Origin of the sequence: Microbacterium ulmi, assembly GCF_011759705.1 — a bacterium.
Taxonomy (GTDB): domain Bacteria; phylum Actinomycetota; class Actinomycetes; order Actinomycetales; family Microbacteriaceae; genus Microbacterium; species Microbacterium ulmi.
In genome coordinates this window covers 463,857-485,224 of sequence record NZ_JAAOZF010000002.1, presented here as the reverse complement: position 1 = coordinate 485,224, position 21,368 = coordinate 463,857, and the positions used below count along the sequence as shown (strand labels likewise).

Genomic DNA, 21,368 nt, shown 5'->3' with positions numbered 1-21,368 from the left:
CATGCCCACGGAAGAGACCCTCGTCCTCGTGAAGCCCGACGGCGTCGCACGCGGCCTCGCGGGCGCGATCCTCGCCCGCATCGAGGCGAAAGGGTACGCCCTCGTCGACATCAAGCTCGTCGAGCCCGACCGAGACATCCTCGAGCAGCACTACGCCGAGCACGAGGGCAAGCCGTTCTACGAGCCGCTGCTCGAGTTCATGATGTCGGGACCGTCGGTCGCGATCCGCCTCGCGGGCAACCGCGTCATCGAGGGATTCCGCTCGCTCGCCGGGACGACCGATCCGACGACGGCGGCACCCGGGACGATACGCGGTGACTTCGGGCGCGACTGGGGCCTGAAGGTGCAGCAGAACCTCGTGCACGGCTCCGACAGCCCGGAGTCCGCGGCGCGCGAGCTAGGGATCTGGTTCTGACGCGAGCCGCGCATGCTCGGCGGGGCGACGGCGATGACCGCCGGCATCCGTCGCGGCGTCAGAACAGGGCACCCAGGATGTCGAGCCGCACCTGCGCGAGGATCGCGACGATCGCGTAGCTGACGACCGCGAGCAGGGGCACCCACCCCATGAGCGTCCCCGCGCCGCGGCGGACTGCCGCGGGCGCGGGAAGCAGACCCGTGCGCAACACGTGGAGGGTCACGACGTAATACGTCGGGATCGTGACGATCCACGTCACCATGCACCAGGGGCAGAGCGTCCCGAGGACGAAGATGCTCTGTCCGATGAGCCAGATCACGAAGACGAACGCGAACGTCAGGCCGAGCTCGAACAGCAGCCAGAACCACCGTCCGAACCGCGCGCCCGCCAGGATCGCCATCCCCACAACGATCGGCGCGACCCAGCCGGTGAGCCCCAGGATCGGATTCGGGAACCCGAACACGCTGCCCTGCCACGACTGGAGGTTCGCGGTGCACTGGACGAGCGGGCTGAAGTCGCAGGATGCGATCGCGTCGGGGTCGGCCAGCAGGTGGAGCCGCTCCATCGTGAGCGAGAACGCCGCCCACCAGCCCACGGCTCCGGCGAGCACGAGCCACACCGCGAGCGCCGTCGGACGCGAACGCTTCTGCACCTGTGACATGCCTCGGATTATCGCAGTCGAGGCTATGCGGATGCCGCGTCCGCACCGGCGCGCGATCCGCGGCATCCGCAATCTGGGCATTCGTCGGCGGAAAGTGCGATAATGGTCGTCGATGCTCCGCGGCCGCGCCGCGAGGAGCATCGCCAGAAGACTTCAGGGCGACGAACGCCCTTCGCAGCACGAGCCGCAGGCCTGCTGCAGACCGAGTGAGTTCGCGGCACCGCCTCCCGATGAGACGGAGCGGCGCCGCACGAGATTTCGCCGGGCGACGCGCGGTGTCGCCCGCAGGGAGTAAGCCAGTGATGGCCGATGAGCACAATCAAGAACACGCCGAGCCCCAGACCGATGACGGTGCTGCCGTAGCGCAGGAGTCGCCCGCACACACCCGTGTCGCGGAATCGGACGTCGCCGCGGTCGATGGCGTCGATACGCCGGATGCCGCCGCCGACCGGTCCGGCTCGTCCGGCGAGGGCGAGCACCCGGCGGAGACGGATCCCATCGCGGCGGCCGCCGAGGACGAGGCAGCTCCGCTCCCGCCTACCGAGGATGCGGGCGCGTCCGAGCCCGCGGCCGAGCAGGATTCCGCCGCGCCCGAGCCCGTCGCCGTCGCGACCGAGCCTGAGCCCGAGCCTGCGTCCGAGGCCGAGGCCGAGGCCGAGGCCGAGCTCGAGCCTGTGTCCGAGTCCGAGCCCGATCCTGCGACCGTCACGGCCGAGCCCGAGCCCGTGACTGCGGTGACCCTCGGTCTCCTTCCGGAGGCGTTCGTCTCGGCCGTCTCGACCCAGCTGGTCTTCTATGCACCCGAGATCACGCCGCTGCCTGCGCTGCCAGGTCGGCCGCGTGCAGAGGAGGGCCCGGCGGCGCCCCAGGCGTCGTCGAGCGCGCGCCGACGCAGCCGCGGACGCCGCGGAGGCTCTGAGGAGGCGTCCGAATCCACGGAGCAGCCGACTCAGCAGCACCAGCCGCGCCAGCGCGCCGTCGAGCTCATCACCGAGCCGCAGCGCATCAAGGGGTCCACTCGCCTCGAGGCGAAGAAGCAGCGCCGCCGGGACGGCCGTGAGGCAGGCCGCCGCCGTGCGGTCGTCACGGAGGCCGAGTTCCTCGCGCGCCGCGAAGCCGTCGACCGCGAGATGATCGTCCGGTCGAAGAACGGGCGCATCCAGATCGCCGTCCTCGAGGACAATGTCCTCGTCGAGCACTACGTCGCGCGCAACCAGGACGCGTCGCTCATCGGCAACGTCTACCTCGGGCGCGTGCAGAACGTCCTTCCGAGCATGGAGGCCGCGTTCGTCGACATCGGGCGCGGACGCAACGCCGTCCTGTACTCGGGCGAGGTCGACTGGGACGCCGTCGAGACGGGCAACCAGCCCCGGCGCATCGAGCTCGCGCTGAAGTCCGGCGACCGCGTCCTCGTGCAGGTCACGAAGGATCCCGTCGGCCACAAGGGCGCACGCCTCACGAGCCAGATCTCCCTCCCCGGGCGCTATCTCGTGTATGTCCCGGGCGGCGCCATGAACGGCATCTCGCGCAAGCTCCCCGACACCGAGCGCGCGCGGCTCAAGCGCATCCTCAAGGAGGTGCTGCCCGAGTCGTCCGGCGTCATCGTCCGCACGGCGGCGGAGGGCGCGACGGAAGACCAGCTGACCCGCGACGTGCAGCGCCTCACGAACCAGTGGGAGCACATCTCGAAGCAGGTCGAGACGATCCAGGCGCCGGCACTGCTGCACTCGGAGCCGGATCTCCTCGTCAAGATCGTCCGCGACGTCTTCAACGAGGACTTCACGAAGATGCTCATCCAGGGCGAGGATGCGCACCACACGATCTCGCAGTACCTCGCGAGCGTCGCCCCCGATCTCCTCGACCGCGTGGAGGCGTACGAGGCGGACAACGACCCCTTCGACGAGTTCCGCATCACGGAGCAGATCGAGAAGGCGCTCGACCGCAAGGTGTGGCTCCCGTCGGGCGGCTCGCTCGTCATCGACCGCACCGAGGCGATGACGGTCGTCGACGTCAACACGGGCAAGTTCGTCGGATCCGGCGGCAACCTCGAGGAGACCGTCACGAAGAACAACCTCGAGGCGGCCGAGGAGATCGTCCGCCAGCTGCGGCTGCGCGACATCGGCGGCATCATCGTCGTCGACTTCATCGACATGGTCCTGGAGTCCAACCGCGATCTCGTGCTGCGCCGGCTCGTCGAGTGCCTGAGCCGCGACCGCACGAAGCACCAGGTCGCCGAGGTCACCTCGCTCGGGCTCGTGCAGATGACCCGCAAGAAGCTCGGCCTCGGGCTCCTCGAGACCTTCAGCGAACCGTGCGAGGTGTGCGCGGGACGAGGGATCATCGTCCATCACGATCCCGTCGTGAAGCACCGTGCACCTCTGTCCGGGGGAGTGCCGGCCGGACGCCGCCCTCGCGGCGGCGCAGCCCCCGCTGGCGCGAACGGGACCGGCGGCACGCACACGATCACGGAGGGCGTGAAGTCCGCGCTCGCGCAGATCGCGGCATCCACGATCCATCATCACGACGAGCCGGGTGCCGAGCCCGCCCTCGAGCTGCCGGTCGTCGAGGCGCCGTCCATGCCGGACATCCCCGCGGCTGCCGAACGGCCGAAGAAGGCCCGCAAGAAGCGCAGCGACGCGACGAAGTCTCCCAGGACCGAGAAGGACCTCATCCTCGACTCCGTGCTCAGTGCTCTTCCCGAGCCCAAGGCACCCGGTCAGGGGAGGTCGCGGCGTCGTGTCACGACGGCAGCGCTCACGGGCACGCCCGTGCGGCACGAGCCGACGGGGGAGTAGCGCCGTTCAGCGTCGGTCGCGGGCACGCACGCGCAGCCCCGAGGCGATGAGCCGCCTGACGAGCTCGTGCCCGTCGACGTGCCGCGCGCCTGCGTCGACGAGGCGCGCGTGGGATTCCTCCGGGACGTCGTAGTGGTCGCGATCGAACCCTCGGCGCGGTATGCCGTTCGCCTCGGCGAAGGCGTGGAGCTCATCGATGTCGGCGTCGCTCACGAGGTGCGCCCAGAGGCGACCGTGCGCAGGCCACCGCGGATCGTCGATGAGGATCGCCACGACCCCGATCATTGCAGACGGATGCAGCGACACGGCCGCGTGCTTTTGCCGAAGTACGCCTGATCCGGTAAAGTTGTCCTTTGGTGCGTCCCGTGTCGCATGCTGATGGCGACACTTCGACAAGCTCAGTGACCGGTGGCAAGCCTCGCAACCAGCTCATTGCGAGTCCGCACCATGACTTCCCAGTCTCACAAAGACAACCGGAGCCGTGCGCTCCCAGAAGAAACAAGGTGTGAAGTGGTTTACGCAGTTGTGCGCGCCGGCGGCCGGCAGGAGAAGGTGTCGGTCGGCACGATCGTCGTCCTCGACCGCCAGGCCGCGAAGGTCGGCGAGACGCTCGAGCTCCCCGCGGTGCTGCTCGTCGACGGCGACGCCGTCACGACCGACGCCGACAAGCTCGCGAAGGTGACCGTCACCGCCGAGGTCCTCGGCGAGGAGCGCGGCCCCAAGATCGTGATCCAGAAGTTCAAGAACAAGACCGGCTACAAGAAGCGCCAGGGCCACCGTCAGGACCTCACGCGCGTCAAGGTCACCGGCATCAAGTAAGCCAGGAAGAGACGCAGAGATGGCACACAAAAAGGGCGCAAGCTCCACCCGCAACGGTCGTGACTCCAACGCACAGCGCCTCGGCGTCAAGCGTTTCGGCGGCCAGACCGTCAACGCTGGCGAGATCCTCGTCCGCCAGCGCGGCACGCACTTCCACCCGGGCGCCAACGTCGGCCGCGGTGGCGACGACACGCTGTTCGCGCTCTCGGCCGGTGCGGTCGAGTTCGGCTCGAAGGGCGGCCGCAAGGTCGTCAACATCGTCGCAGCCGCGGAGTAGTCCGGGGCTCGCACACACACTCATCGAGGGGCGGGCTTCGGCTCGCCCCTCGTCCTGTTCCCAGGCATCCGGCCCACCGGTGCCGCCCGCCGAAAGGAGTCCACGATGGTGACATTCGTCGACCGCGTGACCCTGCACCTGCGTGCGGGCAGAGGGGGCAACGGCTGTGTGTCGGTGCGCCGTGAGAAGTTCAAGCCGCTTGCCGGCCCCGACGGAGGAAACGGCGGCCACGGAGGGGATGTCGTGCTCGTCGCCGATCCGCAGGTGACGACGCTGCTCTCGTACCACCACTCGCCGCACCGCACCGCCGGCAACGGCGGCTTCGGCATGGGCGACAACCGCTCGGGGGCTGCGGGCGAGTCCCTCGAGCTTCCTGTCCCGGTCGGAACGGTCGTGAAGGATGCCGACGGGCAGACGCTCATCGACCTCGTCGACCCCGGAACGCGCTTCGTCGTGGCCCCCGGCGGCATCGGCGGACTGGGCAACGCCGCCCTCGCGAACCCCAAGCGCAAGGCTCCGGGCTTCGCGCTGCTGGGCACGCCGGGCTGGGAGGGCGACGTCCTCCTCGAGCTCAAGACCGTCGCCGACGTGGCCCTCGTCGGATACCCGTCGGCGGGCAAGTCGAGCCTCATCGCCGCGATCTCGGCGGCGAGGCCCAAGATCGCGGACTATCCGTTCACGACGCTGCACCCGAACCTCGGGGTCGTGCAGGCGGGCGACGTGCGCTTCACGGTCGCCGACGTTCCCGGGCTCATCGAGGGCGCGAGCGAGGGCAAGGGACTGGGCCTGGAGTTCCTCCGCCACGTCGAGCGCTGCACGGCGCTCGTCCATGTGCTGGACTGCGCGACGCTCGAACCGGGTCGCGACCCGCTGAGCGACCTCGACGTGATCCTCGGCGAGCTCGCCGCCTATCCTGTGCCCGAGGGGCAGATCCCGCTGCTCGAGCGCCCGCAGGTCGTCGCGCTCAACAAGGTGGACGTCCCGGAGGCGCGCGACCTGGCCGAGCTGGTCCGGCCGGAGCTCGAGGCCAGGGGATTCCGTGTCTTCGAGATCTCGACGGTGTCGCACGAAGGCCTGCGTCCCCTCTCGTTCGCTCTGGGCGAACTCGTGGCGCAGCATCGGGCAGCGGAGGCGCTCAAGCCCGCCCCGGAGCGCATCGTCATCCGCCCCAAGGGCTCCGAGCGCGAGTTCTCCGTGCGCGTCGAGGGCGGAACGTACGGCGACATCTATCGGATCCTCGGCGAGAAGCCCGTGCGCTGGGTGCAGCAGACCGACTTCCAGAACGAGGAGGCCGTCGGCTACCTCGCCGACCGCCTGCAGAAGCTCGGCGTCGAGGACGAGCTCTTCCGGGCAGGAGCGACGCCGGGCGCGACCGTCGTCATCGGACTGGGCGACGGCGTCGTCTTCGACTGGGATCCCTCGCTCACCTCCGTCGCCGAGCTCGCCACGGCTCCGCGCGGAACGGATCCGCGTCTTGACGCCTCGACGCGACGCACGACGTCCGAGCGCCGCGAGCGGTACCACGAGCTCATGGACGCGAAGGCGGAGGCCCGCGCCGAGCTCGAAGCAGAGCGCCGCGCGGCGTCAGGGTGGTCTGAGGAGGACGAAGAAGAGTGACAGCGTGGGAACGCGCCGATCTGCAGGGCGCACGCCGTGTCGTCGTCAAGGTCGGCTCGTCGTCGATCAGCGGTGAGAACGCCGGCAAGATCCAGCCCATCGTCGAGGCTCTCGCCGCGGCGCACGCCCGAGGAGTCGAGGTCGTGCTCGTGTCGTCGGGCGCGATCGCGACGGGAATGCCTTTCCTCGCCCTCGCGGAGCGTCCCAACGACCTCGCGACTCAGCAGGCGGCCGCCGCCGTCGGGCAGAACGTCCTCATCTACCGCTATCAGGATGCTCTCCGCCCGTTCCGGATCGTCGCGGGCCAGGTGCTCCTCACCGCCGGCGACCTCGAGAACCGGACGCCCCGCACCAACGCGCGCCGCGCGATGGAGCGGCTCCTGGGCCTGCGCATCCTCCCCATCGTCAACGAGAACGACACCGTCGCGACGCACGAGATCCGCTTCGGCGACAACGACCGCCTCGCCGCTCTCGTCGCGCAGCTGATCGGCGCAGACGCGCTCGTGCTGCTGAGCGACATCGAGTCCCTCTACACCCGTCCGCCGGGAGAGCCCGGCGCGCTCCCGATCGAGCGCATCGCCTACGGCGACGATCTCGGCGGGTTCGAGTTCGGCTCGGTCGTCGTCAACAGCGTCGGCACCGGCGGTGCCGCCACGAAGGTATCGGCCGCGCGCGTCGCCGCGGCGGCCGGCGTCGGCGTTCTCGTCACGAGCTCCGACCTCGTCGGCGAAGCCATGATGGGCGCGCCCATCGGCACGTGGTTCGACCCCAACCCGGAGCCCACGGCGAGCCTCCTCACAGGGCCGGTGCGCACGGCGGGCTGATCGATCGCCCCGAGGCGGCACAGGCGGCTCTCGCCGCCCCGGAACTAGACTGGGCGGATGACGACGACCGCGCGCGATCGCATGCTTCTCGCGAAGGATGCCGCGCGCACCATCGGACTGCTCACGGATGCCGACAAGCGCGACGCGCTGAGGGCCATCGCCGATGCGATCGAGGCCGCAGCGACCGACGTCGTCGCGGCGAACAGGCAGGATCTCGAGCGCGGACGCGCGGCCGGCCTGTCGGAAGGGCTGCAGGACCGGCTCCGCCTGGACGAGCCGAGGGTCGCGGCTCTCGCGGATGCCGTCCGCGACGTCGCAGAGCTGCCCGACCCCGTCGGGCGCATCCTCGACGAGCGGACCCTGCCCAACGGCGTCGCGCTCCAGAAGGTCTCGGTGCCGTTCGGCGTCGTCGGATCGATCTACGAAGCGCGACCCAACGTGACGGTCGACATCGCGGCGCTGGCGCTGCGCTCCGGCAACACCGTGGTCCTGCGCGGCGGCACCGCCGCCGAGCTCACGAATGCCGCCCTCGTGGAGGCCATGCGCGGCGCGCTCGCGCAGCGGGGCCTGGATCCCGAGGCGATTCAGACGGTCGACGAGTTCGGCCGAGAGGGAGCGCGCGAGCTCATGAGCGCGCGCGGCATCGTCGACGTGCTCGTTCCGCGGGGCAGCGCCCAGCTCATCGAGACGGTCGTGACGCAGTCGTCCGTGCCCGTGATCGAGACGGGCGCAGGCGTCGTGCACATCGTGCTCGACGCGACGGCCCCGCTCGCATGGGCACGCGACATCGTCGTCAACGCGAAGGTGCAGCGCCCGAGCGTCTGCAACGCCGTCGAGACCGTGCTCGTGCATCGGGATGCGGCGGATCGTCTCGTATCGCCCGTCGTCGCCGCGCTGCAGGCGCAGGGCGTCACGGTGCACGGCGATGCGATCGTGTCGCGGCTCGCCGACGGCGTCGTCCCCGCGACCGACGACGACTGGGCCACCGAGTACATGAGTCTCGACCTGGCTATGCGCGTGGTCGACGATCTCGACGACGCCCTCGACCACATCCGCCGCTACTCGACGCACCACACGGAGTCGATCATCACGGAGGACGCGGCCAACGCCGAGCGGTTCCTCGCCGAGGTCGACTCCGCCGTCGTGATGGCCAACGCGTCGACGCGCTTCACGGACGGCGGCGAGTTCGGATTCGGCGCCGAGGTCGGCATCTCGACGCAGAAGCTCCACGCCCGCGGACCCATGGGGCTCGCGGAGCTCACGAGCACGAAGTGGCTGGCGCGCGGCGCCGGACAAGTCCGCGCCTGACCGCATAGACTGGATGCCGCGCCTGCTGCGCGATCCCGAACGGAGCTGGAATGACCCTCGCCACGATCATCGCCTTCGCAGCCGAAGAGACCGAGCATCACGGCAACGTGGCGCTGGAGACGGTCGGCTTCGGTCTCACGGCGTTCGTGGTCTTCGCGCTCCTCGCGTTCGTGACACTGTCCTACCGCAATGTGGCCAATCGCCACTCCCACAAGGCGGACGCCTACGCCCGCGCCCACGCGAACGACGTCGAGCGGGCGGGGCACGGCCACTGAGGCCCGACTCGATGCCGGTGACGCAAGCCCCGAGGGTCGGGGTCATGGGCGGGACGTTCGATCCCATCCATCATGGTCACCTCGTCGCGGCCAGTGAGGTCGCGAAGTCCTTCGACCTCGACGAGGTCGTCTTCGTTCCCACGGGAGAGCCGTGGCAGAAGCAGCGCGTGACAGCGGGGGAGCACCGCTACCTCATGACCGTCATCGCGACGGCGTCGAACCCCCGGTTCACCGTGAGTCGCGTCGACCTCGACCGCGAGGGACCGACGTACACGATCGACACGCTCCGGGACCTGCAGGCGCAACGGCCCGACGCGGAGCTGTTCTTCATCACCGGCGCAGACGCCATAGCGCAGATTCTCAGCTGGAGGGACCATGATGAACTGTGGGACCTGGCCCACTTCGTCGCGGTATCGCGCCCAGGACACGTACTGGACACGGCAGGACTGCCCAGCGAAGGTGTGAGCCAGCTCGAGGTACCCGCCCTCGCGATCTCCTCCACCGATTGCCGCGATCGTGTCGCCACGGGAAGCCCCGTGTGGTACCTCGTTCCCGACGGGGTCGTCCAGTACATCGCGAAGCATCATCTCTACCGGAGCAAGGAATGACTACACCCGAGCAGCCCGGAACTCCTCCCCTCACCAGGCGCCAGCTGCGGGAGATCCGCAATACGGGGTCCACACCCGTCGTGACCGCCGTCGTGGTCTCGGACGCCGCGCCCGTCGTCGTCCCGCCGCCGGCCCCGTTGGCGCGCGCTGCGCAGCCGGTGGTCGTCCCCGAGCCTCCCGTGCCCGACGCTTCCGTCGATCTCGGCGTATCGCCGCTGACCCGCCGCCAGGCCCGGCAGCAGGAGCGCATCCGCACGGCATCCGTGCCCGTCATCACCCCCGACATCGCCGCCGCACACCTGACGCACGCGCAGCCCATCGACACGGTGCCCGCCGCGACGACGCCCTCGGCACCCGTCACGATCGACACCCCCGCCGGGCCGCGCATCGAAGACCTCTTCGGGCTCGGCACGGCGCCGGTCCCGCAGTTCGCCGAGCCGCTCGACGACGCCGCTCCCGCCGAGCGGCTCGACGACGCCGCTCCTGCCGAGCCCGAGGCTTCGAGCCAGCCCGTCGACATCGCACCCCTCTGGCCGTCGGAGCCCGAGCCCGTCGCGCCTCTCATCGACACGACGGTCGACGTCGAGCCGGCCGAGGAGGCCGACGAGGCATCCGAGCGGCCCATCGTGAGCCCGACTCTCGGGGCCGACCTGCTGACCACGGATGCGGCGCACATCGCTCTGCCCGCATCGTTCGATCAGCTCATCTCGCGGTCGTCGAGCGGGTCGACGGCGACGCCCAACGCTCTCATCGTGTCGCAGAGCTCTGGCGAGGCATCCATCGTCTCCCCGGTCGCAGCGACGGGCGAAGTGCTCATCACGGGCACGCTCAACCTGCCGGAGGGCCTCGGCTCGCTCGGGCATGTCCCGGGGGCTGCGGACGGCCGCGAAGTGGATGCGACGCTCGTCGACGGCGAGCTGCCCGCGCACTCGTCCCCCACGCCGATCGCCGCGAGCGCCGCCATCAGCACCGTCAAGAACTCGGGCGAGATCATCAAGCCGCCTGCCCCCGAGAAGGGCAACAAGCTGATGGTGTCGCTCGCGATCACGGCGGGAATCCTGGCAGCGGCGCTGCTGGGCGTCCTCGCCGTGGCGATGATCAGCGGAGTGTTCTGATGGTCGCCACCGACTCGTCCCGCGACATGCTCGCCGTCGCCGCAGCGGCGGCCGAGTCGAAGGGCGGCGAGGATCTCATCGCCCTCGACGTGTCGCAGCCGCTCCCGCTCGTCGACATCTTCCTTCTCGTCACGGGTCGCAGCGAGCGGAACGTCGCCGCGATCGCCGACGAGGTCGAAGACAAGCTGCTCGAGGCGGGACACAAGCGGCTGCGCCGGGAGGGACGCGAAGAGGCGCGCTGGATCCTTCTCGACTTCGGCGATGTCGTCGTGCACGTCTTCCACGAGCAGGAACGCGTCTTCTACGGGCTCGAGCGGCTCTGGAAGGACTGCCCGATCGTTCCGATCGAGCTTCCGGCCCGCGTCTCCGCAGACGACTAGGTCTCACTGCAGGCAGAACTCGTTCCCCTCGGGATCGCGCAGCTGGTAGTAGCACTCCGGCCACGGACCCCAGTCCTGCTCGATGAGCCTGACGACGGTCGCTCCGAGCGCCACGAGCCTGTCCTTCTCCGCCTCGAGCTCTTCTCGTGTGGGTCGGCGACCCGGTGTCGCCGACACGTCCAGGTGTATGCGATTGCGACCGGTCTTGCGGTCGGCGGCGTGATGGAAGAAGAGCCGAGGGCCCCTGCCCTCCGGATCTTCCGCGAGACCGCGCTTGGCAAGGTCTTCCGGAGTGAGGCCGGCGTCGAGCAGCTGCTGTCGCAGCGGATCCTCCCAGTCGAGCGGGGGGTACCCGAACACGCCCGCCCAGAAGCGTGCAAGCGCCCTCGGATCGTCTGCGTAGAACACGATGTTGCCGAGTGCGGCCATGCCATGATCCTCTCGTCGAAGCCAGGCTACGGGGCGGCCCCGACGTCGTCGTGGTTCGGAGCACGCCGCGGCATGTAGTAATCTGGTGGGGTTGCTCCGCGCGAGCGGAAGCGACGAGATGGGCCTGTGGCGCAGCTGGTAGCGCACCTGCATGGCATGCAGGGGGTCAGGGGTTCGAGTCCCCTCAGGTCCACCGAAGAACGATCACTCCAGACGATGCCATCGTGCACGGAGGAGCTCCGCACGACGGTGTTGACCGCGGTATGCCGTGCGGCGGCTCTCGGCCGTCTTGTTCTCGCATCCTCTCGCCGGTCTCAGGATCGGAGCCACCCGAGCAGGTCGGCATTGATGGTCTCGGCCTGCGTCGTGGGCATTCCGTGCGGGAAGCCGGCGTAGGTCTTCAGTGTGCCGTTCTGCAGGAGGGCCGCCGACAGCGGTGCGGAGTCCGCGTACGGGACGATCTGATCGTCGTCGCCGTGCATCACGAGGACGGGGACCGTGATCGCCCTCAGATCGTCCGTGAAGTCGGTCTGCGAGAACGCGACGATCCCGTCGTAGTGCGCCTTGGCGCCGCCCATCATGCCCTGCCTCCACCAGTTCTCGATGACCGCCTCGGACGCTTCGACGCCGTCGCGGTTGTACCCGTAGAACGGCCCCGAAGGCAGCGCCCGATAGAAGTCGGTGCGGCTCGCGGCCAGTTGCGCCTGGAGGCCGTCGAAGACGCTCTTGGGCAGCCCGCCCGGGTTGGCCGCGGTCTGGACCATCAAGGGCGGCACCGCGCTGATGAGAACGGCTCGGGCGACGCGTCCCTCGCCGTGGCGGGCGATGTAGTGGACGACCTCTCCGCCTCCCGTCGAGTGGCCGACGTGGATCGCCTCCCGGAGATCGAGGTGCTCTGTGAGTGCGGCGAGATCGTCGGCGTAGTGATCCATGTCGTGGCCTTCGCCTGTCTGCGTGGAGCGACCGTGCCCGCGGCGATCGTGCGCGACGACGCGGTAGCCCTGTCCGAGGAAGAACAGCAGCTGCGCATCCCAGTCATCCGCCGAGAGAGGCCAGCCATGGCTGAACACGATGGGCTGACCGGAGCCCCAGTCCTTGTAGAAGATCTCGATGCCGTCGCTCGTGGTGATGGTGCCCATGTTCTTCTCCTTGTCGATGGCTGTGACGGTGCGCTACCCGGCGGTGTCGGGCGCCGAGCGCGCGAACCGTTCGATGAACGAGATCGCCGTGTCGGCGACCTCGCGCCAGCCGTGATCGATCGTGAGCGAATGCCCGCGGCTCGGCAGCACGACGAACTCGGTGACCCCCGGGTTCTTGGACTGGATCGCGTACGACTGCTCGGTCGGCTTCACGGGGACTGTGTGGTCCTCCTCGCCCGCGATCAGCAGCAGTGGACCACGATCGGGGTTCTTCGTGTCGACCTTGGTCTCGCTGAAGGGGTTGAGGTTGGCGGTGACCACCTGGAAGATCGGGTTTCCCGCGGCGGCGACGTGGAACTCCTCGTAGAGGGCACGCGCTTCGTCCTCGTCGAGCGCATTGGCCCAGCCGTATTGGAAGTCTTCGAACGACAGCGTGACCCCGTGCTTCAGGCTGCTGAGGTGCCCGACCACGGGGGCGGAGGACTTCAGCGAGGACAGGGGCACGGACAGCACTCCCTGGAACGGCGCCGGGTCGACCGCGACCGTTGCCGCGGATGCCCCCTCGCCGGCGATCTTCTGCGCGATCAGACCTCCGAACGAGTGTCCGACGACCGCGGGCTTCGCACTTAGCTCCGCGATGGCTTCCAGGTAGTGGTCGGTCACCTCTTGGACCATCTTGGACGCGAAGGCGTCCGGGTTCGACCGTGCGGCCTCGATGGAGGGCGGGTCGTCCGGCCAGCTGGGGGCGACTGTCGTGTATCCGGCATCCTCGAACAGCGCGCGCCAACGGTCCCAGCTGCTGGAGAGGAGCCAGAGTCCGTGCACGAACACGACCGGCTGCCGACCCGACACGTTGGCGCGTTCGATGTCTGCTCGTTCGATCTCCGTCAGGGTGGAAGCGGCGCTGTGTGCCATGGCTCATCCTTCGCATCGGGTGCCGGTCGGATCGTTCCATCGTGCGCCCCGCCCTGCGGCGACGTCTTGCGCCTGAGTGCACTGTGCTGTGCGTGCTCTGTACGCAGCAGGGACGCGTCGCTAGCATGGGCCCGACAAGGGGGTGTCCGTTTGGGCGCCATACTCGACCTCGAAGAACTCCCGATCACCGACAGCATCGAGTTCCTCCGCGACAGGATGCTGAACGCGCCGGTACCCCTTGCGCTCGAGCCGCACCTCGACGCAGACATGATCGCGCGGACGCGGACCGCCGACCTCGGGTGCGTGCACGTGCTGTCCACGAAGTCTCAGGGCGCCGACATCGTCCGCACCCCTCAGCTCGCCCGTGACGCCACGCGCCCCAGCTTGATGGTGAGCGTGGTCGACCACGGCATGGGGATCGTGGTGCGTGGCGATCGCGTCATGGCGCTTCATCCCGGCGAGATCGGGCTGTACGTCACGGATGAGCCGTATCGGCTCGCATTCACGCCCGGCGCGCTTCGTCACACGTATCAGGTCCCGCTCGACGAGCTCGGACTGTCGCGGCAGCTGATCGCCGACCAGCTCGACGTCGTCATTCATCCGGACCGTGCCACGACGGCCGCCGTCTCCGCGTTCCTTCGCAGCACCGCGAGGAACGCCCCAGGCGCCACGGCGGCGGAGCAGGCCGCGCTGCAGCAGCCGACGCTGGACCTCATCCGCCTGCTGCTCACTCGACCGGTCGCGCAGACGCCGCACGGGCGGGAGGCCGCTGCGACATCGCTGGCCACACGCATTGAAGAGCACGTCAGGACCCGGCTCGGAGACCCGGAGCTGTCGGCGCGGTCCATCGCGGCGACCTTCTCGATCTCCGAGCGATACGTGTACTCGATCCTCGCGCGGCGGGGCATCGAGCTGAGCGATCTGATCCGCGAGCATCGCCTCGCGCAGGCCATCCGGATGCTCGAAGACCCGGAGTCCGCGATGAAGACCATCTCCGAGGTGGCCCATCGATGCGGATTCTCCGACCACGCCCACTTCTCACGGACCTTCCGCGCGCGTTTCGGCATCGCGCCCTCCGATTGGCGCCGCGACGCCCTCTCCCGTCACGCGAGACGAGGCGACCTGTAGCAGGAGGTCGACGGCAGCCGAAGGGTCTGGGCTCAGCGTGAGGCGACAGCGGGCGCGGACGCTGCCGTGCTGGTTGCGAGAGAGCCCGCGGTGGGGGAGTCTGACGGCATGAGCAACGTCACGCCCTTCCTGTGGTTCGACGACGACGCCGAGGCCGCCATCCGCTTCTACACGGATCTCATCCCCGGGTCGGAGATCATCGAGATCGGGCGCTACCCCGACGAGGTCCCCGGCATGGGCGGCAAGGTCATGCACGCGGAGTTCCGGCTCGCCGGCTCGGACTACTACGCGATGGATGCCGGTCCGCAGTTCCCCTTCACGGAAGCGATCTCGCTGTACGTGCACTGCACGACGCAGGACGAGGTCGACCGCTACTGGTCTGCCCTGACGTCGGACGGCGGCGTCGAGCAGCCTTGCGGCTGGCTCAAGGATCGCTGGGGACTGTCCTGGCAGATCGTGCCGGATCGCCTCATCGAGCTCATCCGCGATCCTGACCCGGACCGTTCGCACCGCGCCGTGGAGGCCATGCTCGGCATGAAGAAGATCGACATCGCCGCGCTCGAGGCCGCCGTCACAGGACCGTGACGCGCACCCGCCGGCCCCTGACGGCAGCCGCCCTCGCGGCGGCGCTGCTGACGGCCGGGTGCTCGGCCTCCCCGCCGTCGGCGCCGATCCCGCCGACGGGGTCGGGGCCGGCATCCGTCGCACCTTCTCCGACGTCGTCGGCTGCGGCCGTGACGGGGTGGTGGCGCCCCGCAGGAGCTGCGACGACGCTCACATCCGGGCTCGCCGCTCCGTGGTCGGTCGTGCCTCTCGCGGGAGGCGGCGCTCTCATCTCCGAGCGCGGCGACGGGACCATCCTGGAGCTGCGAGCCGACGGCTCGTCGCGCGTCGCGGGGACGGTGCCCGGCGTCGTCTCGGGCGGCGAGGCGGGTCTGCACGGGCTCGCGCTCCGCTCGGAAGGCGACCGGCTGTGGCTGTACGCATACTTCGGCGCGCAGGACGACAACCGCGTCGTGCGGATACCGCTCACCGGCGAGCCCGGCTCGCTCGCACTCGGCGCGCCGGAGCCGATCCTCACCGGCATCCACCGGGCGGGCAACCACAACGGCGGACGCATCGCGTTCGGCCCGGACGGCTTCCTGTATGTCGCGACGGGAGACGCGGGAGAGCGGGATGCCGCGCAGGATGCGGCATCCCTCAACGGCAAGATCCTTCGACTGACTCCAGAGGGGGATGCTGCGCCCGGCAATCCGTTCGGCACCGCCGTGTGGACGCTCGGGCACAGGAACGTGCAGGGGCTCGCCTGGACGAGCGACGGCACGATGTGGGCGAGCGAGTTCGGGCAGAACACGTGGGACGAGCTCAACCGCATCGAACCCGGCACGAACTACGGATGGCCCCTCCACGAAGGGGTCGCGGGGGCGGCGGGATTCGCCGACCCTCTGGCCGTGTGGCGTCCGGACGAGGCGAGCCCGAGCGGCATCGCGGCGGTCGGCGACACCGTCTTCGTCGCGGGCCTGCGCGGTCAGCGCCTGTGGATCGTCGACACGGACGCCGGGGCGCGGCGTGCGGACCCCGTCGCGGCGCTCGTCGGCGAGCAGGGGCGCCTGCGGGATGCCGTCGCGGCGCCGGACGGGTCGCTCTGGGTCCTGACGAACAACACGGACGGCCGCGGCTCGCCCCGCCCCGGTGACGACCTGCTCCTGAGAGTGCCGCTCGCACGGGGTTGACGCGCGTCCGCGCCGATGGCACCCGTGAGGGTTACGGTGAACGAGTGAGTTCCCAGCCGCGCTGTCCGCACTGCCGTCACTTCGTGTATCTCGACCGGCTCGCGTGCCCCAACTGCGAGGCGGAGCTCGGCTACCACATCCTGTCTCGCCAGTTCTACGGCATCCGCAACGGGCAGGCCGTCATCGACGACGAGACCTGGTACACGTGCTCGAACCGCGAGTGGGGATGCAACTGGCTCGTGTGGGAGGGCGCCCCCGCCGGCCGATGCTTCTCGTGCCGGCTCACGCGGGCGCGCCCCGACGCGGACGACACCGTCGCGCTCGAGAAGCTCGCGAACGTCGAGGAGGCGAAGCGGCGGCTCCTGCTGCAGCTGGGCGATCTGGGGCTGCCGATCGTCCCCTGGAGCGTCGAGCCCGGAGGGCTCGGATTCGATCTCATCTCGAGCCTGTCTCGGGGCAGGCCCGTCATGATCGGCCATGCGAACGGCATCATCACGATCGACCTCGCGGAGAGCCTCGACGACCGACGCGAGGCGCTTCGCGTGCGGCTCGGCGAGCCGTACCGCACGATCCTCGGGCACCTGCGGCACGAGGTCGGCCACTACTACCAGAACGTCCTGCTGACCGACGACGAGCTGTGGGCACGGTGCCGCGAGCTGTTCGGCGACGAGCGCGACAGCTACAAGGACGCACTCGCCCGCCACTACTCGTTCGGCGCCCCGGCGAACTGGCAGGAGTCGTTCATCTCCGAGTACGCGACGATGCATCCGTGGGAGGACTTCGCCGAGACGTTCGCCCACTACCTGCATCTCACGGGAACCCTGCAGACGGCGGCAGCCATCGGCATCCATCTCGACGCGGCCGTCACGAATCTGCGCGACACCGATGTCGTGCCGCAGGAGTCGTACCGCGACGAGCCCGTCCAGCAGCTGCTGACGGACTGGGAGTGGATGTCTCAGGCGTTCAACCGCATCAACCGCTCGATGGGCTTCGGCGACCTGTACCCGTTCGACATGGTCGCTCCCGTCAAGCGCAAGCTCGGCTTCGTGCACGAGATCGTCACGCGTGCGCCGCTCACGACCGAACAGCAGCGCGCCCTCGCGCTGCCGCGCGAGCGAGAGCTGTCGTGACGGCATCCGCTCGTGGCACGGGCGGCGCTGTGACGCACGACGTCGTCAATCAGGCGCCGTGGCGGGTCGACGTCGACGAGTACGCGCTCAACACGCCTCTCGTCGAAGCGGTCGAGACGTTCGGCGGAGGATGGGCGCACGAGGCACTTCACGAGGCGGGCGGTCTCGTCGGATCCGCGTCGTTCCAGGCCGATGCGCACCTCGCCGACATCCACCCGCCGGTCGCGCACAGTCACGACAGGTGGGGCCGCCGTCTCGACGAGGTCGAGTACGACGCGTCCTACCACCGGGTCATCGGGGATGCCGTCGCCCGCGGCGCGCACACGTCGGCGTGGGCGGACCCGCGGCCAGGGGCGGCCGTCGCGCGCGCCGCGATGTTCATGCTCTTCGCGCAGGTCGAGCCCGGCCACGCCTGCCCCGTGTCGATGACGCACGCTGCGGTCGCGTCGCTGCAGGAGGCACCCTGGCTCGTCGACGAGTGGATGCCGCGCCTCTACTCCCGCGACTACGAGCCGCGGCTGCTTCCGCCGGGCGAGAAGTCGAGCGCCCTCATCGGCATGGCGATGACGGAGAAGCAGGGAGGGTCCGACGTGCGAGCGGGGACGACGCTCGGGGTCCACGCGGGCGGTCGCGAGTATCGGCTGACGGGACACAAGTGGTTCTGCTCCGCGCCGATGTCGGACGGGTTCCTCGTGCTGGCCCAGACCCGTCGCGGTTCGGTCGACGAGGGGCTGTCGTGCCTGTTCGTGCCCCGCGTCCTGCCGGACGGCGGACGGAACGTCCTGCGCATCCAGCGCCTCAAGGACAAGCTCGGCAACCGCTCCAACGCGTCGGCCGAGATCGAGTTCGACGGCACGCACGGCACTCTCGTGGGGGAGCCCGGCAGGGGCGTTCGCGGCATCATCGAGATGGTGCAGCGCACCCGCCTGGACTGCGTGCTCGGCACGGCGGCCGGCATGCGGCAGTCGGTCGCGGAGGCGGTGTGGCACGCACGCGGGAGGAAGGCCTTCGGAGCCCTCCTCATCGACCAGCCCGCCATGACGGCCGTGCTCGCCGACCTCGCCCTCGAGGCGGAGGCGGCCGCCCTCACTGGAATGCGGCTCGCGCAGACGTTCGAGAGCGGGGCGTCCGACCGCGATGTCGCGCTGCGGCGACTCGCCACACCCGTGTCGAAGTACTGGGTGTGCAAGCGCGGCCCTCATCACGCGTACGAAGCGCTCGAATGCCTCGGCGGCAACGGATACACGGAGGCGTTCCCGCTCGCACGACGCTTCCGCGAGCAGCCGGTCATGGCGGTCTGGGAGGGATCGGGCAACGTGATCGCCCTCGACGTCCTGCGTGCGCTGACGCGTGATCCCGCGTCGGGGGCGGCGTTCGCCGACGAGCTCGCGTCGACGCGAGGCGCCTCGACGCTTCTCGACGACCACGTCGACCGCTCGCTCGCGCTCCTCTCGTCGCTCGCGGGCTCCGACCCGACGCTCGCGCAGTCGCAGGCGAGGCGGCTGAGCGAGGCGCTCGCGCTCGCCTTGCAGGCCTCGCTCATGGTGAGGCACGCGCCGACAGTCGCGGCGGACGCCTTCCTCGCGGCTCGCCTCGGAGCCGACCGCGGCGCGCAGTACGGCGTGCTCCCGCGCGGAACGGATGCCGCGGCCATCGTCGCACGGCACTGACGAGCCACGCCGCAGGACGCCCCTGACGCCCCTGACGCCCCCGCGTAGGCTGAGGCGATGCCCTTCGCTCGGCGCTCGGCGCTCGTCGTCGCGTCCGCGATGCTCGCCGCGGTCGTCGTGTGCGCGGCACCCGCCGACGCGTCGACCCCGTCTTCGAGCCCCGACGGGGGCGGAGTCGTTCGCGTGCAGGCGGCCGAGCCCGCCGACATCGCGGAGGCGGCCACCGCCAGGGTCGCTGCGATGTCGACGCGCGAGAAGGCGGCCTCCGTCGTGATGGGGCACATCCCGACGACGGATGCCGCATCCCTCCACGACTACATGGCGCGCACCGGCATCGGCGGCTTCATCCTCATGGGTGCGAACATCCCGGCCACGGAGCAGGAGCTGCGCGGCGAGACGGCCGCGCTGACGATCGACCCCGCGCTCCCGCCGCTCATCGCGGTGGACCAGGAGGGCGGCGACGTCTCCCGGCTGCCGTGGGACGGGTTCCCGGCATCCGTCGCTCTCAAGGCGGAGACGCCGTCGGCGGTCGAGTCGGCGTTCGCGGGGCGCGCGGCTCTCGTGCAGCGCGCAGGCATCGGCGTCAACTTCGGCATCGTCGCAGACGTCACCGACGACCGGTCGATGTTCATCTACCGCCGCGCACTCGGCACGACGCCCGAGTCGGGCGCGGCGAACGTGACGGCTGCCGTGCACGGAGAGGCGGGTCAGACGCTGTCGACGCTCAAGCACTTCCCCGGGCATGGCGCTGCCCCTGGCGACTCGCACGGCAGCATTCCCTCGACCTCGATGCCTCAGCAGGAGTGGGCCGCGACGGACGCGCTTCCCTTCGCCGCAGGCATCGACGCCGGCGCGCGGATCCTCATGTTCGGGCATCTCGCCTACACGGCGGTCGACGCGGCTCCCGCGTCCCTCTCGCCGACGTGGCACGAGATCGCCCGACGTGATCTGGGCTTCACGGGGGTCGCGATCACCGACGACCTCGGGATGCTGGAGGCGTCCGGCGTCCCGTCGTACCGAGATCCTGTCGGCAACGCCGTCGCGGCCCTCGCGGCGGGAAACGACATGGTCCTGTCGGTCATGTTCACGACGGCGGACACCGCGCCTCGCATCGTCGACGGCATCGTCGCGGCCGTGGATGCGGGAACGCTCTCGGCGGACCGGCTCGACGACGCCGCGGGGCGCGTCGTCCAGCTGCGACTGGAGCTCGCGGCAGAGGGACGCGGCCTCGTGCCCTGCGCCGACTGCGCGCCGGCCGAGTGACGGTCAGCGAGCGTCGAGCGCCGTGATCAGGCGGGCCCGGATCCCCCGACCGCGCTCCGTGACTCCGCGCTGCCGGCAGACCATCGCCCACTCGTGCAGGCCGAGTCATCCGCAGGTGAAGAGGAAGTCCTCGACGGGATGCGTCTCACCGCGCGTCGATCGGCTCGATCAGCTCGGGGGAGTCGTTGCGCACATTGCCCACGGCCTTCGACACGACGTGGTCGTCGAGCGTCTCGGCCACCGACGGTGCCGCGTCGATCGCGGCATCGAGGATGTCGCGCACGTTGTCTGCCGTGGGATCGAGCCACGCATCCGCGAAGTCGTGGTCGATGAACAGCGGCATGCGGTCGTGGATCGAGCCGAGGTGCCCGATGGAGTCGCGCGTGAGGATCGTGAAGCTCAGAAGCCATCGGGCAGGATCGTCGTCGGCCTTCGAGGCGTCTTTCCACCATTCGTAGAGCCCCGCGAAGAACAGGGGCTCGCCGCCGGCCGGGTGGATGAAGTGCGGAATCTTCTCGCCGTCGACCGTCTTCCACTCGTAGTACCCGGTGGCCGGGACGACGGCCCGGCGCTTGTCCAGCGCTCTGCGGAACATCGGCTTGTCTTCGAGATCCTCGGCTCGGGCGTTGAACGCACGCGCGCCGATCGAGGGGTCTTTCGCCCACGCGGGCACGAGACCCCACCGCGCGGGCTCCAGGCGCCGTGTCGGCGGCTCGGTCTTGCCCGAGTCGAGCACGATCGCGACTCGATCGGTGGGGGCGACGTTGTACGAGGGCTCGGGGAGGTCGTCGCCCTCGAGATCGACCCGGAGGACGCCGACGAGCTCGGACCCGACATTCGCAACGACGAACCGACCGCACATGCGGA

At 69.9% G+C, this 21,368-nt stretch carries 23 protein-coding genes and 1 tRNA gene; 18 read left to right on the top strand and 6 right to left on the bottom strand.

What is annotated here, in order from left to right; all coding sequences use genetic code 11:
• Position 1: 1 nt before the first annotated feature.
• Positions 2-415 carry a nucleoside-diphosphate kinase gene (gene ndk / locus FHS08_RS14915; RefSeq protein ID WP_167040872.1) on the top strand — a complete coding sequence of 138 codons (414 nt, stop codon included), beginning with the start codon at positions 2-4 and terminating at the stop codon, positions 413-415.
• 58 nt (positions 416-473) lie between these two features.
• Here ndk and FHS08_RS14910 read toward each other — a convergent pair whose 3' ends face one another.
• A complete protein-coding gene (locus FHS08_RS14910) occupies positions 474-1,076 on the bottom strand; it encodes a vitamin K epoxide reductase family protein (protein WP_167040869.1) in 603 nt (200 codons plus the stop codon).
• A 302-nt stretch (positions 1,077-1,378) separates the two neighbouring features.
• On the opposite strand from FHS08_RS14910, the gene FHS08_RS14905 reads away from it, so the two are divergent.
• Positions 1,379-3,871 (top strand): Rne/Rng family ribonuclease, encoded by a 2,493-nt coding sequence (locus tag FHS08_RS14905; protein WP_167040866.1) that lies wholly within the window; start codon positions 1,379-1,381, stop codon positions 3,869-3,871.
• Between the two features lie 6 nt (positions 3,872-3,877).
• On the opposite strand, the gene FHS08_RS14900 is transcribed toward FHS08_RS14905, so the two are convergent.
• Entirely contained in the window at positions 3,878-4,144 is a 267-nt protein-coding gene (locus FHS08_RS14900; RefSeq protein ID WP_167040863.1) for a DUF4031 domain-containing protein, read from the bottom strand.
• 237 nt (positions 4,145-4,381) lie between these two features.
• Between FHS08_RS14900 and rplU the strand changes: the two genes are divergently transcribed.
• From rplU to rsfS, 9 genes are all read left to right on the top strand, one after another.
• Entirely contained in the window at positions 4,382-4,690 is a 309-nt protein-coding gene (gene rplU / locus FHS08_RS14895; protein ID WP_167040860.1) for a 50S ribosomal protein L21, read from the top strand.
• Between the two features lie 19 nt (positions 4,691-4,709).
• A complete protein-coding gene (rpmA, locus tag FHS08_RS14890) occupies positions 4,710-4,967 on the top strand; it encodes a 50S ribosomal protein L27 (protein ID WP_167040857.1) in 258 nt (85 codons plus the stop codon).
• A 105-nt stretch (positions 4,968-5,072) separates the two neighbouring features.
• Positions 5,073-6,584, top strand: a complete 1,512-nt coding sequence (gene obgE / locus FHS08_RS14885; protein ID WP_167040854.1) for a GTPase ObgE — start codon at positions 5,073-5,075, stop codon at positions 6,582-6,584.
• Positions 6,581-7,408 (top strand): glutamate 5-kinase, encoded by an 828-nt coding sequence (gene proB / locus FHS08_RS14880; protein WP_167040851.1) that lies wholly within the window; start codon positions 6,581-6,583, stop codon positions 7,406-7,408. The genes obgE and proB overlap by 4 nt, the downstream gene beginning before the upstream one ends.
• A gap of 57 nt (positions 7,409-7,465) precedes the next feature.
• Positions 7,466-8,716: a glutamate-5-semialdehyde dehydrogenase gene (locus tag FHS08_RS14875; RefSeq protein WP_167040848.1), complete on the top strand. Its 1,251-nt coding sequence runs from the start codon at positions 7,466-7,468 to the stop codon at positions 8,714-8,716.
• Between the two features lie 50 nt (positions 8,717-8,766).
• On the top strand, positions 8,767-8,991 hold the full coding sequence (locus tag FHS08_RS14870) for a hypothetical protein (protein ID WP_167040845.1): 225 nt from the start codon (positions 8,767-8,769) through the stop codon (positions 8,989-8,991).
• An 11-nt stretch (positions 8,992-9,002) separates the two neighbouring features.
• On the top strand, positions 9,003-9,599 hold the full coding sequence (gene nadD / locus FHS08_RS14865; RefSeq protein ID WP_167040842.1) for a nicotinate-nucleotide adenylyltransferase: 597 nt from the start codon (positions 9,003-9,005) through the stop codon (positions 9,597-9,599).
• Complete coding sequence (locus tag FHS08_RS14860) at positions 9,596-10,714, top strand: hypothetical protein (protein WP_167040839.1); 1,119 nt, start codon at positions 9,596-9,598, stop codon at positions 10,712-10,714. Before nadD ends, FHS08_RS14860 begins: the two co-directional genes overlap by 4 nt.
• Positions 10,714-11,094 (top strand): ribosome silencing factor, encoded by a 381-nt coding sequence (gene rsfS / locus FHS08_RS14855; protein ID WP_167040836.1) that lies wholly within the window; start codon positions 10,714-10,716, stop codon positions 11,092-11,094. The genes FHS08_RS14860 and rsfS overlap by 1 nt, the downstream gene beginning before the upstream one ends.
• Before the next feature lie 3 nt (positions 11,095-11,097).
• Here rsfS and FHS08_RS14850 read toward each other — a convergent pair whose 3' ends face one another.
• Complete coding sequence (locus FHS08_RS14850) at positions 11,098-11,523, bottom strand: VOC family protein (RefSeq protein ID WP_167040833.1); 426 nt, start codon at positions 11,521-11,523, stop codon at positions 11,098-11,100.
• 120 nt (positions 11,524-11,643) lie between these two features.
• Here FHS08_RS14850 and FHS08_RS14845 point away from each other — a divergent pair.
• Positions 11,644-11,716 (top strand) — tRNA-Ala (locus FHS08_RS14845).
• A 121-nt stretch (positions 11,717-11,837) separates the two neighbouring features.
• On the opposite strand, the gene FHS08_RS14840 is transcribed toward FHS08_RS14845, so the two are convergent.
• Together FHS08_RS14840 and FHS08_RS14835 are read right to left on the bottom strand one after the other, a co-directional pair.
• On the bottom strand, positions 11,838-12,662 hold the full coding sequence (locus FHS08_RS14840; RefSeq protein ID WP_167040830.1) for an alpha/beta fold hydrolase: 825 nt from the start codon (positions 12,660-12,662) through the stop codon (positions 11,838-11,840).
• Positions 12,663-12,695: 33 nt separating this feature from the next.
• Positions 12,696-13,577 (bottom strand): alpha/beta hydrolase, encoded by an 882-nt coding sequence (locus tag FHS08_RS14835; RefSeq protein WP_167040827.1) that lies wholly within the window; start codon positions 13,575-13,577, stop codon positions 12,696-12,698.
• A gap of 150 nt (positions 13,578-13,727) precedes the next feature.
• On the opposite strand from FHS08_RS14835, the gene FHS08_RS14830 reads away from it, so the two are divergent.
• From FHS08_RS14830 to FHS08_RS14805, 6 genes are all read left to right on the top strand, one after another.
• Positions 13,728-14,705: a helix-turn-helix domain-containing protein gene (locus tag FHS08_RS14830; RefSeq protein WP_167040824.1), complete on the top strand. Its 978-nt coding sequence runs from the start codon at positions 13,728-13,730 to the stop codon at positions 14,703-14,705.
• Between the two features lie 108 nt (positions 14,706-14,813).
• A complete protein-coding gene (locus FHS08_RS14825) occupies positions 14,814-15,290 on the top strand; it encodes a VOC family protein (protein WP_167040821.1) in 477 nt (158 codons plus the stop codon).
• Positions 15,287-16,438 carry a PQQ-dependent sugar dehydrogenase gene (locus FHS08_RS14820; protein WP_167040818.1) on the top strand — a complete coding sequence of 384 codons (1,152 nt, stop codon included), beginning with the start codon at positions 15,287-15,289 and terminating at the stop codon, positions 16,436-16,438. The genes FHS08_RS14825 and FHS08_RS14820 overlap by 4 nt, the downstream gene beginning before the upstream one ends.
• A 44-nt stretch (positions 16,439-16,482) precedes the next feature.
• Complete coding sequence (locus tag FHS08_RS14815; RefSeq protein ID WP_167040815.1) at positions 16,483-17,568, top strand: putative zinc-binding metallopeptidase; 1,086 nt, start codon at positions 16,483-16,485, stop codon at positions 17,566-17,568.
• Positions 17,565-19,238 carry an acyl-CoA dehydrogenase family protein gene (locus FHS08_RS14810; RefSeq protein WP_167040812.1) on the top strand — a complete coding sequence of 558 codons (1,674 nt, stop codon included), beginning with the start codon at positions 17,565-17,567 and terminating at the stop codon, positions 19,236-19,238. The genes FHS08_RS14815 and FHS08_RS14810 overlap by 4 nt, the downstream gene beginning before the upstream one ends.
• 57 nt (positions 19,239-19,295) lie before the next feature.
• Positions 19,296-20,501: a glycoside hydrolase family 3 N-terminal domain-containing protein gene (locus tag FHS08_RS14805; protein ID WP_167040809.1), complete on the top strand. Its 1,206-nt coding sequence runs from the start codon at positions 19,296-19,298 to the stop codon at positions 20,499-20,501.
• A gap of 145 nt (positions 20,502-20,646) precedes the next feature.
• Here FHS08_RS14805 and FHS08_RS14800 read toward each other — a convergent pair whose 3' ends face one another.
• Positions 20,647-21,363, bottom strand: a complete 717-nt coding sequence (locus FHS08_RS14800; protein ID WP_167040806.1) for an SOS response-associated peptidase — start codon at positions 21,361-21,363, stop codon at positions 20,647-20,649.
• Between the last annotated feature and the right edge of the window lie 5 nt (positions 21,364-21,368).

Coding starts and splice junctions, on each gene's coding strand:
- ndk (WP_167040872.1), top strand. CDS start 2: ATGCCCACGGAAGAGACCCTCGTCCTCGTGAAGCCCGACGGCGTCGCA.
- FHS08_RS14910 (WP_167040869.1), bottom strand. CDS start 1,076: ATGTCACAGGTGCAGAAGCGTTCGCGTCCGACGGCGCTCGCGGTGTGG.
- FHS08_RS14905 (WP_167040866.1), top strand. CDS start 1,379: ATGGCCGATGAGCACAATCAAGAACACGCCGAGCCCCAGACCGATGAC.
- rpmA (WP_167040857.1), top strand. CDS start 4,710: ATGGCACACAAAAAGGGCGCAAGCTCCACCCGCAACGGTCGTGACTCC.
- obgE (WP_167040854.1), top strand. CDS start 5,073: ATGGTGACATTCGTCGACCGCGTGACCCTGCACCTGCGTGCGGGCAGA.
- FHS08_RS14875 (WP_167040848.1), top strand. CDS start 7,466: ATGACGACGACCGCGCGCGATCGCATGCTTCTCGCGAAGGATGCCGCG.
- FHS08_RS14870 (WP_167040845.1), top strand. CDS start 8,767: ATGACCCTCGCCACGATCATCGCCTTCGCAGCCGAAGAGACCGAGCAT.
- nadD (WP_167040842.1), top strand. CDS start 9,003: ATGCCGGTGACGCAAGCCCCGAGGGTCGGGGTCATGGGCGGGACGTTC.
- FHS08_RS14860 (WP_167040839.1), top strand. CDS start 9,596: ATGACTACACCCGAGCAGCCCGGAACTCCTCCCCTCACCAGGCGCCAG.
- rsfS (WP_167040836.1), top strand. CDS start 10,714: ATGGTCGCCACCGACTCGTCCCGCGACATGCTCGCCGTCGCCGCAGCG.
- FHS08_RS14850 (WP_167040833.1), bottom strand. CDS start 11,523: ATGGCCGCACTCGGCAACATCGTGTTCTACGCAGACGATCCGAGGGCG.
- FHS08_RS14840 (WP_167040830.1), bottom strand. CDS start 12,662: ATGGGCACCATCACCACGAGCGACGGCATCGAGATCTTCTACAAGGAC.
- FHS08_RS14835 (WP_167040827.1), bottom strand. CDS start 13,577: ATGGCACACAGCGCCGCTTCCACCCTGACGGAGATCGAACGAGCAGAC.
- FHS08_RS14825 (WP_167040821.1), top strand. CDS start 14,814: ATGAGCAACGTCACGCCCTTCCTGTGGTTCGACGACGACGCCGAGGCC.
- FHS08_RS14805 (WP_167040809.1), top strand. CDS start 19,296: ATGCCCTTCGCTCGGCGCTCGGCGCTCGTCGTCGCGTCCGCGATGCTC.
- FHS08_RS14800 (WP_167040806.1), bottom strand. CDS start 21,363: ATGTGCGGTCGGTTCGTCGTTGCGAATGTCGGGTCCGAGCTCGTCGGC.